Below are 10,386 nucleotides of genomic sequence, written 5' to 3' on the forward strand. Positions count from 1 at the left end.
ACCGGCTCCCCGGCGGCCAAGCCCGCCGAGCCGGAGGCTCGGCCATATAACAGTCGGGACCGGACAGTCCCCCAACTGTCCGGTCCCGACTTCACTAAGCGGTACCGCCGAGGCGCCCTCCCCCAAAGGCTGCCTGGACGGGTTCCCCCGCTTGGGACGCGGTTCCCCTCCCGCATCCGTGTGACATATAGCCTGTGTGGCGGCTTTCCAGCCCCCTTGACCTGCTTCCACCGTACAGAACCGACTCTATGGAAGTCGTCATGAACGGGTGGATAGTTGGTCTGTATCTCAGGCCTCCGGCAGGATGAGCTTGACCTGTGTGCCCTTCTCCAGGGATCGGCTGACCGTGCAGTGCCGGTGGTGTACGCGTTCCGCGATCTCGGCGAACTTCTCGGGGGACAAAGATTCGGGAAGCTCGACCTCGTAGGTGACGGTGACCGTGTCGAGCAGGGTGGGTTCGGCGCGGGTGGCGTCGATGGTCACGGCGAGGCGGGGCAGGCGGTGGCCGCGCTGGGCGGTGAGGGGTTCGACGGTGACGGCGTTGCAGGCGCCGACGGCGATGAGCAGGAGTTCGACGGGGCTGAAGACGCCCTCCTCGGTGGTGCTGCCGAGTTTGAGGTGCGCGCCGCGCTCGTTGGAGGCGACGAATCCTTCTGGGGTGCGTTCCACGTGTACAGGCGCCATAGCCAGCACAGTACTCCGAGATCGTTTTGAGATCTTTTGAGTGGCCGTGAACAGGATCCGGAGCTCCCGCGTACCTCTGGGTGCAGAGCGAAGGAGACGGATGAACATCAACGAAGGCCCGGCCCACCGCAGTGCCCGCTTCCCCGGGGCGCATCGTGTCGAGATGGTGATGGGCACCCCGGTCGGGATAGATATCCGCACGGCTCTCCCGCAGCGGGAGTTGCGGCCGCTGCTGGACGACGCGTTCACCTGGCTGCGCTGGGTGGACGAGACGTTCGACGCGAGCAAAGCGGGCAGCCAGGTGAGCCGGCTGGCCCGGGACGAGATCTCGCTCACGGACTGCGCTCCGGAGCTGGCCGAGGTGCTGAAGCGCCGGAGCGAGCTGCGCGCCTCGATCGGCAAGGAGCCGGCGCCGGCCGGTTACGTGAAGGGCTGGGCGGTGGAGCGGGTGTCGCGGGCACTGGCCGCGGCGGGCGCGGTGGATCACTGCGTGAGCGCGGGCGGCGACGTGCGGGTGCGTGGGTCGGCCCGGCCGGGCGTGCCGTGGCGGATCGGCGTACGCGATCCGATCCGGAGCCGGCGCGAGCGGCTGCGCGGCCTGCGCGACCACAGCAGCCACGCGATGCGGACGGTGCTGTTCGCGCATGACCTGGCCGTCGCCTCCTACGACTGCCCGGACCGTACGAACGGGATCGCCGGGGTGACCGTGCTCGGCCCGGACCTGGCGGACGCGGGCGCGTACGCGGCGGCGCTCTTCGCGATGGGCCCGGCCCGCGCCAAACACCTGGCCCGCCAGCTGGCGCTCCCGAAGGACACCCAGGCCACCCCGTACGACGTGCTGATCATCACCTCCGACGGCGCGGGCGTGACCACTCCGGGCTTTCTCGCGTACGCCCCTGAGAGCATGGCGGGATAAGGTCAGACGTCCTCGCCGGAGTTCTTGAGCGCGTCCGGATGGCGCGCCAGGTAGTCGATGTAGATCGGCCGCAGGGCTTCGCCGAGTTCGCCTTCACCGGCCCCCAGCGCATCGCTGAGCAGCGCGGACACCCGGCTGAGATCGTTCGCGGTCTCGTCGGCGTGTCCGCTCGCGGCTTCGGCCGCGGGGATCACCTTCAGCAGGTCCCACAGGAACCCGAAGTCGCCGTGCCGGACCGCGTACCGTACGGCGCGGTCGTGCAGTTCCTTGGCGGACAGCTGCGCCAGCTCATCGACGTCCATCTCTCACCCACCCCCATCTAGTGATTTTCCCCAGAATGACCGCTTATGCACATTGTGTGACGTTATGATCGCGTTATGGCGCAGCTCCATCTATCCGCTCCACGCAGGCGCAAACCGGCTGCGAGCGTGGAAGGATCACAGCTGTGATTAAGGTCATCGTCAAGATCTTGGTTGTCGCCGCGTCCCTCTGGGTCGCCACCCAGGTGGTGGACGGCATCACGGTCGGCGGCAGCGACACCGCCAAGCAAATCGGCACGCTCCTCGCGGTCGCCCTGATCTTCGGAATCATCAACACGCTCCTCAAGCCGATCATCAAGGTCGTCGGCTGCGCGTTCTACGTGGTCACGCTCGGCCTGTTCGCGCTGGTCGTCAACGCCGGCCTGCTCTACCTGACGAGCTGGATCGCCGAGCAGATCGACCTGCCGTTCCACGTCGCCGGATTCTGGGCGGCGTTCTGGGGAGCGATCATCATCGGCATCGTCTCCTGGCTGCTCGACCTGATCCTCGGTGTCAACGACTGATCGCGTCACGCTCGACGGAACCTCGCTGACCTGCGCACAGGTCAGCGCGATCGGCTCTGGCCATGCCTTGGTCGGGCTCGGCCCGGCCGAGGCGGCCGAGCGCTCCTGGCGCGCGGCCAGGAAGCTGACCGGCCCGGTGTACGGCCGGACCACCGGCGTGGGCGCGAACCGGCAGGTGACCGTCCACGATCCCGGCCCTGACCTGCTGCGCAGCCACGCGGCCGGAGCCGGGCCGCTGATCGGGCCCGAGCGCGCCACGGCGATGCTGGCGGTCCGCCTCAACCAGCTGCTCGCGGGCGGCTCCGGCCTGGACCCCGCGCTGCTGCCGGTCCTGGCGGAGGCGATCAACGGACGGGCCCGCCCGCCCGTCCGGGAGTACGGCGCGATCGGCACCGGCGACCTGACCGCCCTCTCGATCACCGCCCTCTGCCTGCGCGGCGAGATCCCCTGGGACGGCCCGGCCTTCCCCCTGGCCTCCGCCGACGCGCTCCCGTTCATCAGCTCCAGCGCCCTGACCCTGGCCGACGCCGCCCTCGCGATCACCGATCTGCGCCGGCTTCTGGACGCGTCGATCAGAATCGCCGCCCTCTCCTGGCAGGCCGTACACGCCTCGGCCGAACCGCTCGCCGCCGTCGTCCAGCGCACCGCGGACTCCGCCGCGGTCGCCGCCGCGCTCCGCGACCTGCTCCCCGCCCTCAGCCCCGCCCGCATCCAGGACCCGTACGGCTACCGCGCCTGCCCCCAGGTCCACGGCGCCGCCCTCACCGCCCTGCGCCACGCCGAGGACACGGTCACCACGGCGATCAACTCCGCCCTGGAGAACCCCCTCGTCACCACTGAGGCCCACCACAACGGCAACTTCCACACCGGCCCGATCGCCCTGGCCCTCGACGCCCTGCGCGCGGCCCTGACGCAGACCGCGTCGTTGTCCGCCGCCCGGCTCGCCACCCTGATGGAACCCTCCTACACGGGAAGGCTCCCGTTCCTGGCCGCCGCCGAGGGCGCCTCCGGCCTGCTCATCCTGGAGTACGTCGCCCACGACGCCCTCGCCACCCTCCGCCAGCTGGCCACGCCGGTCACGACGGGCACCGCCGTGCTGTCCCGTGGCGTGGAGGACCACGCGGGTTTCGCCACCCAGGCGGCGCGGGCGTGCCTGGCGGCGCGGGAGCCGTACGAGATCGTGCTGGCCTGTGAGCTGGTCGCGGCCGAGCGGGCGCTGAGCGGGCCCGAGCCCGACCGGCCGATCGACGTGGAGGCGGCCAGGAAGCGGCTAGACGGCGCCGACTGAGGTGCGGTCGCGCAGGAACGGCTCCTGGGTGATGCGGCGGCGGCGGATGGTGCCGTCGGCGGCGGCGATGACCAGCCGGACGGCGGCCTGCACGATCCCGTCCAGGTTCCAGTTCACGCTGGTGAGCCCCAGCAGTTCCGACATCGGATGGTCGTCGTAGCCCATCACCGACACGTCCCTGGGCACGTGCAGGTCGAGCGCGTTGGCGGCCATCAGCACGCCGTACGCGATGGAGTCGGAGAAGCAGAAGACGGCGGTCGGCCGGTCCTGGCCGCCGAGGATCGCGCGGGCCACCTCGGTGGCCGGGGCTAGTCCCTGCGGGCAGGTGACCACCTCGATCTCCAGGCCGAGCCGCTGGGCCTCGTCGGTGACGTGCCGGTCGGCGGGCCGGTCCGGGGTGCCGGCCCGGGTGGGGGTGAGCACGGCGACCCGGCGGTGGCCCATGGCGCGCAGGTACTCCAGCGACATGGTGACGCCGCTGTGGTTGTCGAAGACGACCTCGGCGGCGGTCCGCGCGTCCTTGAGCGCGTCGCCGATGACCACGATCGGCAGCGAGTCTGCCAGCTGCGCCCAGAAGGCGGCGGCCGGGTCCACCGGCTGGACGATCAGGCCGTCCACACCGCGCAGCTGCCGCGCGAGCGTGCTCTCCCGGTCGGGGTCGCCAGCCGCGTCGAGGATGAGCGCGTAGTGGTCCTTCTCCCGCAGCGTGCGCCCGATGCCGACGGCCAGCGACTGCTGCCAGAGGTCCTCCAGGGAGCCGCAGAGCACGCCGATCATGCCGGTTCTGCCGCTGGCCAGCGCCCGCGCGATGGGGTCGGCCTCGTAGCCCAGCTCGGCGGCGGCGCGCCGGACCCGCCGCTGGGTCTCCTCGGAGACCTGCATGCCCCGCAGGGCGTAACTGACCGCCGCCGGTGACAGGCCGGTCGCCTTGGCCACCTCGCGGATCGTCGCCCTCTTGCGCTGAGGCATCAGATCAGCCTACGCCCGCTTCTTGACACAAATCAGGTGAAACGGTTCACTGAATCGTATCAGTGAACCGTTTAACTTCAGGGTTGTTCCACCCTGGCGCAGATAACCTGTATTGTGAGTCGGGAATAGGGGTTATCGGGGAGGCGTGATGGGCGTAGACGTGCACCAGCACATCTGGCCGTCCTCCTTCGTCGCCGCGCTCCGCGGCCGCACCCAGCCGCCGTACCTGGACGGCTGGACCCTGCTCCTCGACGGCGAGCCTCCCTACCAGGTCGATCCCGGCGACCACGACGTCGATCTCCGGGTCAAGCGCAACGCCGGCCTGGACCTCGCGCTGGTCTCCCTGTCCAGCCCGCTCGGCATCGAGCACCTCCCCGCCGCCGAAGCCTGGCCCCTCATCGAGGCCTTCCACACCGGCGCCGCCGCCCTCCCCGCGCCGTTCCGCGCGTGGGCGTCCGCTCCGGTAACCGATATCGATTCGGTACGGCTCGGCCGCACCCTCGACGCCGGCTTCGCCGGCCTCCAGCTCCCGGCGACGGCGATCTCCGACGAGGCCGGCCTGGCCAACGTGGCCCCCCTCCTGGACGAACTGACCATCCGCGGCCTCCCCCTGTTCGTCCACCCCGGCCCGGCCACGAGCCCCGGCACACCCTCGTGGTGGCCGGCCGTCGTGCCGTACGTGCAGCAGATGCACGCGTCCTGGTACGCGTTCCAAGCTTTCGGGCGGCCCCGCCACCCGGACCTCAAAGTCTGCTTCTCGCTGCTGGCCGGGCTCGCCCCGCTGCACTCCGAGCGGCAGATCAGTCGCGGCGGCTCCGGCCGCGGCCTGGTGGACTCCGGCGTCTTCGTCGAGACCTCCTCCTACGGGCCGCGCGCCATCGACGCCGTCATCCGCGAACTCGGCATCGACGTGGTCGTGAACGGTTCCGACCTGCCCTATGCCGAATCGGCGCCGCTGGACTTCGGTGACGCCGCCCGCCACGCCATCCAGGTGGCCAACCCGGCCCGGTTGCTGTCCCGAAAGGAGTCGCCCTCATGAGCACGCCCACAATCCCGGTTCCTGGGACATGTACGACTCCGCTGGACGGCCTGCCCGCGCGGGCGCTCGACCGGCGCGAGCTCTCCGAGCTGGTCAACGACCTGGCCGCCCGGCCGGAGTTGTGGGAGGAGCACCTCGGCTTCGACGGCGCGGAGGACGGCGGACGCCACTACGCCTCCCTCTACCGAGACGCGTACGTGGACGTGTGGCTGCTCTGCTGGCGGCCGGAGGACGACACCGGCTGGCACGACCACGACATCTCCTCGGGCGCGGTCCGGGTGGTCAGCGGCACGCTGAAGGAGTGCAATCCGCGCATCGGCGGGGAGCATCTGGAGGTGTCGGTGAGCGCGGGCGACTCGTTCAACTTCGGGCCCGACCACATCCACCGGCTCACCGGCGCGGAGCACGGGAGCGTGTCGATCCACGCGTACTCGCCGCCGTTATGGCGGCTCGGGCAGTACTCGATCAGCGGTGACGGGATGATGCGGCGTCAGTCGGTGAGCTACGCCGACGAGCTGCGCCCGCTCTGAACACAGCAGGTCGAGCACGCCTCCTCGTCGGGGAGGGTCACCCACAGGCAGCAGGTCCGCCGCCGGTACCCGTCCTCGTGCGGTTCGATCAGGCCGTCCACCGGGCGGCCGATCGACCGTAACAGCTCCGCCGCCCGCTGGCAGGGACCGCTCTCCAGCAGCGGGTGGGCGAACGCCTCGGCGGTGGACCCCCACAGGTTCCGCCGCCCCAGCCGGGTCAGCCCGGTGATCGCCCCTTCTCGGCCACGACAGGGCGGCCGGCGATCACTCCCGCGACCAGCTGGAGCACGCAGACGGCCAGGCCCAGCAGCAGCGGCCAGGTCCAGCCGCCGGTGAGCTGGTTGAGCAGGCCGATCACCAAAGGCCCGAGGGCCGCGAGCAGGTAGCCGAACGACTGCGCAATGGCCGACAGCGCGGTCACCGAGGCCGGGTCGGGCGCCCGCAGCGTGATGATCAGCAGCGCCAGCGCGATGGACGCGCCCTGGCCGATGCCGAGGATGATCATCCAGAGCCAGGGCAGCGTGGCCGGGGCCAGCAGCACTCCCAGGTATCCGGCGATGGTCAGGACGGCCGCCGCGGTCACGTGCGGCACCTGGGAACGCGCCCGGCCGGCGAGCACCGGCACCGACAGGGTCGCCGCGATCTGGATGAGGTTGGTCAGGCTGAGCAGGTATCCGGCCTGGTCGGCGGCGAGTCCCGCGTCCTGGAAGATGGTCGGCAGCCAGGCCAGCATGATGTAGAAGGACATCGACTGCACGCCCATGAACACGGTCACGTACCAGGTCACGCGGCTGCGCATCAGGCGCAGGAACGGGCGGGGGCCGGCGCTCACCACCGGGATCGGGCGTAATGCCTGGGGCAGCCAGACCAGGGCCGCCGCCACGGCCAGCAGCGCGGTGGAGCCGGCCGCGATCCGCCAGCCGTACGCGTCGGCCACCGGGACCGCCAGCGCGGACGCGCCCGCGGCGCCGGTGACCAGGCAGGAGACGTAGACCCCGGTGACCAGCCCGATCTTGTCGGGGAAGTGCTGCTTGACCAGGCCGGGCATGACCACGTTCATGATGGCGATGGCGGTGCCGACGAGGACGGCGCCGCCGTACAGGCCGGCCAGGCCGTCGGAGCTGCGCAGGACCGCGCCCGCGGCGAGCACCAGCAGCCCGACCAGGAGCGCCCGGTCGAGGCCGAACCGGGTGGACAGGAAGGGGCCGGCCGGTCCGAGCAGGCCGAGGCAGACCACCATCACGGTGGTGATCGCCCCGCCTGCCGCCGGACCGAGCGCGAGGTCGTCCATGATCGCGCCGAGCAGCGGTGACAGCCCCGCCAGGGCCGGCCGCAGGTTCAGCGCGGCCAGGACGAACCCAATGGTAAGGAGCAACCACCCCGAACGCCTCATGGGCAACAGACCCTAGCAACCGGGCTAGAACGGATATCCGGCGATCTCCCCCTGCATGGTCAGCCACTGGGTGTGGGTGAAAGCGTCGCCGTTGGCCCGTACGCCGCCGAACCGGGAGCCGGACCCGGACGCGCCGACGCCGCCGAAGGGCGCCACCGCCTCGTCGTCCACGGTCTGGTCGTTGATGTGCACGATCCCGGAGGGGATGCGCTCGGCCAGGTCCACGGCCTTCATCACGTCCCGGCTGAGGATGCCGAGGGACAGGCCGTACTCGCTGGCGCCGGCCAGGGCGACGGCCTCCTCGGCGGTGCTGAACGGCAGGACGGGAGCGACCGGCCCGAAGACCTCGTTCGCGTACGCCGGGCTGTCGGCCGTCACCCCGGCCAGCACGGTCGGACGGTAGAACAGGCCCTCGTACGTGCCTCCCGCCGCCAGCCGGGCGCCGCCGTCCACGCTACCGGTGACCAGGGCGTGCACCTTGTCGCGCTGACCCGCGGAGATCAGCGGGCCGAGGGCGACCTGGTCGGTGGCCGGGTTGCCGACCGGGAGGTGGTCGGCCTTCTCGGCGAGCCTGGCCACGTACTCCTCGGCGATGGAGGCGTGCACGAGGTGGCGTCCGGTGGTCATGCAGATCTGGCCCTGGTGCAGGAAGGAGCCCCAGGCTCCGGCGGACGCGGCCAGGTCCAGGTCGGCGTCGTCCAGCACGATCAGCGCCGAGTTGCCGCCCAGCTCCAGGTGCGAGCGCTTGAGCAGCCGTCCGCAGGCCTCGCCGACCTTGCGCCCGGCGGCGGTGGACCCGGTGAAGGAGATGACCGGCACGTCGGGGTGGGCGACCAGCGCCTCGCCCGCCTCGGGGCCGCCGGGCAGCACGTGCAGCAGGCCCTGCGGCAGGCCGGCCTCCTCGAAGACCTGGGCGAGCGAGACGCCGCCGCAGACGGCGGTTCGCGTGTCGGGCTTGAGCACGACCGCGTTGCCGAGGGCGAGCGCGGGCGCGACCGAGCGGGTGGCGAGGATGAGCGGGAAGTTGAACGGCGAGATGACGCCGACGACGCCGACGGGGATGCGCCGGGCCAGGCTCATCCGGCGCTTGGCCGTCTGGATGATCTCGCCGATGGGGGCGGAGGCGAGCGCGGCGGCCTCGTAGCACTCCTGGGAGGCGACGTGCGTCTCCACGCCCGCCTTGGGCGGGATCGACCCGGCCTCCCGGATGATCCAGTGGTGGATGTCCTCGGCGTGCTGCTCGAACAGGAGACCGGCCCGGCGGAGCACGGCGGCGCGCTCCTCGAAGCTGGTCGCGGCCCACTCGCGCTGCGCGGCCTTGGCGGTGGCCACCGCCGTCGCGACGTCCTCGGCGTCGGCGACGCCGATGCGGCCGATCTCGTGGCCGGTGGCGGGCTCCACGACGACGGCGTCACCGGCGTGCGAACTCGTCCATCCGTTGCTGTAGATCTGACCGTTCCAGATCTTGGGGTCCATGAGCGACATGTGATCCTCCTCGGGGTTCAAGGGCGGAATTCGGTGTCGGGAACCACGGCCACGTCGAGCAGCAGTGGCTCCTCCCGAGCATTCAACGTCGGCACGATCTCGTCCAGGGCGGCGATCAGTTCGTCGTGATCGCGTACCCGGCGGGCGGGGCAGCCGAGGGACTCGGCCAGGCCGGCCAGGCTGACCTCGTCGAAGGGGGGCCAGGGCGGTTTGCCCCGGCCGCCGCGCTCGGCCAGCCGGTCCATCACCGCGTACCTGCCGTTGGCGAGGATGACGAACAGCGCGCCGGCGCGGTAGTGGGCGGCGCTCCACAGCGCCTGGATGCCGTAGAGGGCGGAGCCGTCCCCGGCGACGGCGACGACCGGCCGGTCCGGGAGCGCCATGCGCAGGCCGACGGCGGCCGGGAGCGCGAAGCCGAGCCCGCCCATGGCGGCGGACAGGAACCCGAGCGGGCGGCGGGCCGGCAGCAGCCGGTGCAGGTCGGGCCGGGACGACGGGGTCTCCTCGACCACGATCGTCTCGGGCGGCAGGCGGCGGGCGAGCTCGCTCAGCACACGCGCGGCCCGCAACGGCGACACCTCCTCCAGATCCCCGCTGACCTTCATCAACTCCGGAGGGCCGGCGGCCAGCCGGCGAACCAGCCGGGTGAGGCGGGCGCAGGCCCGCGCCGGGTCGGCGAGCAGCGCCAGGTCGGCGGGGCTGCGGTGCGCCTCGGCGGGATCGTCGGTGATGACCGCGACCGTGGTGCCCGGCTCGACCAGCGGGCCCGGCTCGTACGGATACTGCCGGAACACCGGCGCCCCCACCGCCAGCACGACGTCATGCCCGGACAGCACCCCCCGCAGCCGCGTACGGTCCGCGGGCAGGATCCCCGCGAACTGACGGTGGTCCTGCGGAAACCCGGCCCGCGCCCCGAACGACTCCTGCCAGACCGGACATCCGAGCAGCTCGGCCAACTCCACCAGCGCGTCCCACGCGGCCCGGGAGTCCGCCCCGGCCCCGACCACCAGCGCCGGCGACGCCGCCGCGTCCAGCAACGCCACGAGCGGGGCGAGATCCCCGTCGTCGACCCCCCTCCCCCGCACCAGCAGCGACGGCGCGGCCGGCGGCAGGTCCTCCGCGGGCGCGTCCCAGTCGTCCATCGGCACGATCACCAGCGCGGGCCCCCGGCCGGTCACGGCTTCGTGCCGGGCCCGCGCGATGGCTCCGGGCACGTCCTGCGCCCGCGCCGGCTGGTTCACCCAGACCGGGTAGTCCCC

Annotated in this window: 11 protein-coding genes; 5 read left to right on the forward strand and 6 right to left on the reverse strand. The window is 71.8% G+C overall.

The features are described from left to right. Window positions 1-288: 288 nt before the first annotated feature. Window positions 289-684: an OsmC family protein gene (locus tag Aph01nite_RS39740; protein ID WP_204046258.1), complete on the reverse strand. Its 396-nt coding sequence runs from the start codon at window positions 682-684 to the stop codon at window positions 289-291. Window positions 685-784: 100 nt separating this feature from the next. Here Aph01nite_RS39740 and Aph01nite_RS39745 point away from each other — a divergent pair, with 100 nt between their 5' ends. Continuing rightward, window positions 785-1,600, forward strand: coding sequence for an FAD:protein FMN transferase (locus Aph01nite_RS39745; RefSeq protein ID WP_204046259.1), 816 nt, complete (start codon window positions 785-787; stop codon window positions 1,598-1,600). A 2-nt stretch (window positions 1,601-1,602) separates the two neighbouring features. On the opposite strand, the gene Aph01nite_RS39750 is transcribed toward Aph01nite_RS39745, so the two are convergent. Next, window positions 1,603-1,902 (reverse strand): hypothetical protein, encoded by a 300-nt coding sequence (locus tag Aph01nite_RS39750; protein WP_204046260.1) that lies wholly within the window; start codon window positions 1,900-1,902, stop codon window positions 1,603-1,605. 146 nt (window positions 1,903-2,048) lie between these two features. Here Aph01nite_RS39750 and Aph01nite_RS39755 point away from each other — a divergent pair, with 146 nt between their 5' ends. Continuing rightward, window positions 2,049-2,423, forward strand: a complete 375-nt coding sequence (locus tag Aph01nite_RS39755; protein ID WP_204046268.1) for a phage holin family protein — start codon at window positions 2,049-2,051, stop codon at window positions 2,421-2,423. Beyond that, the gene (locus tag Aph01nite_RS39760; protein WP_204046261.1) at window positions 2,410-3,711 is read left to right on the forward strand and encodes an aromatic amino acid lyase; all 1,302 of its coding nucleotides are present in this window, start codon (window positions 2,410-2,412) and stop codon (window positions 3,709-3,711) included. Before Aph01nite_RS39755 ends, Aph01nite_RS39760 begins: the two co-directional genes overlap by 14 nt. On the opposite strand, the gene Aph01nite_RS39765 is transcribed toward Aph01nite_RS39760, so the two are convergent. Further along, window positions 3,694-4,680: a LacI family DNA-binding transcriptional regulator gene (locus Aph01nite_RS39765; RefSeq protein WP_204046262.1), complete on the reverse strand. Its 987-nt coding sequence runs from the start codon at window positions 4,678-4,680 to the stop codon at window positions 3,694-3,696. The genes Aph01nite_RS39760 and Aph01nite_RS39765 overlap by 18 nt on opposite strands. A 148-nt stretch (window positions 4,681-4,828) precedes the next feature. On the opposite strand from Aph01nite_RS39765, the gene Aph01nite_RS39770 reads away from it, so the two are divergent. Both Aph01nite_RS39770 and Aph01nite_RS39775 read left to right on the forward strand, forming a co-directional pair. After that, window positions 4,829-5,719 carry an amidohydrolase family protein gene (locus Aph01nite_RS39770; RefSeq protein ID WP_204046263.1) on the forward strand — a complete coding sequence of 297 codons (891 nt, stop codon included), beginning with the start codon at window positions 4,829-4,831 and terminating at the stop codon, window positions 5,717-5,719. Further along, window positions 5,716-6,249 carry a cysteine dioxygenase gene (locus Aph01nite_RS39775; RefSeq protein ID WP_204046264.1) on the forward strand — a complete coding sequence of 178 codons (534 nt, stop codon included), beginning with the start codon at window positions 5,716-5,718 and terminating at the stop codon, window positions 6,247-6,249. Before Aph01nite_RS39770 ends, Aph01nite_RS39775 begins: the two co-directional genes overlap by 4 nt. Window positions 6,250-6,466: 217 nt before the next feature. Here Aph01nite_RS39775 and Aph01nite_RS39780 read toward each other — a convergent pair whose 3' ends face one another. The 3 genes from Aph01nite_RS39780 to Aph01nite_RS39790 all read right to left on the reverse strand — a co-directional run. Continuing rightward, window positions 6,467-7,624, reverse strand: coding sequence for a CynX/NimT family MFS transporter (locus Aph01nite_RS39780; RefSeq protein WP_239162331.1), 1,158 nt, complete (start codon window positions 7,622-7,624; stop codon window positions 6,467-6,469). 42 nt (window positions 7,625-7,666) lie between these two features. Next, window positions 7,667-9,127, reverse strand: a complete 1,461-nt coding sequence (locus tag Aph01nite_RS39785; protein ID WP_204046266.1) for a benzaldehyde dehydrogenase — start codon at window positions 9,125-9,127, stop codon at window positions 7,667-7,669. Window positions 9,128-9,144: 17 nt separating this feature from the next. Next, window positions 9,145-10,386, reverse strand: a 1,242-nt coding sequence (locus tag Aph01nite_RS39790) for a thiamine pyrophosphate-dependent enzyme (protein ID WP_204046267.1), incomplete at its 5' end; no start/stop codon positions are given.

The sequence above is a fragment of the Acrocarpospora phusangensis genome, from assembly GCF_016862995.1.
GTDB lineage: Bacteria > Actinomycetota > Actinomycetes > Streptosporangiales > Streptosporangiaceae > Acrocarpospora > Acrocarpospora phusangensis.

Coding starts and splice junctions, on each gene's coding strand:
- Aph01nite_RS39740 (WP_204046258.1), bottom strand. CDS start 684: ATGGCGCCTGTACACGTGGAACGCACCCCAGAAGGATTCGTCGCCTCC.
- Aph01nite_RS39745 (WP_204046259.1), top strand. CDS start 785: ATGAACATCAACGAAGGCCCGGCCCACCGCAGTGCCCGCTTCCCCGGG.
- Aph01nite_RS39750 (WP_204046260.1), bottom strand. CDS start 1,902: ATGGACGTCGATGAGCTGGCGCAGCTGTCCGCCAAGGAACTGCACGAC.
- Aph01nite_RS39765 (WP_204046262.1), bottom strand. CDS start 4,680: ATGCCTCAGCGCAAGAGGGCGACGATCCGCGAGGTGGCCAAGGCGACC.
- Aph01nite_RS39770 (WP_204046263.1), top strand. CDS start 4,829: ATGGGCGTAGACGTGCACCAGCACATCTGGCCGTCCTCCTTCGTCGCC.
- Aph01nite_RS39775 (WP_204046264.1), top strand. CDS start 5,716: ATGAGCACGCCCACAATCCCGGTTCCTGGGACATGTACGACTCCGCTG.
- Aph01nite_RS39785 (WP_204046266.1), bottom strand. CDS start 9,127: ATGTCGCTCATGGACCCCAAGATCTGGAACGGTCAGATCTACAGCAAC.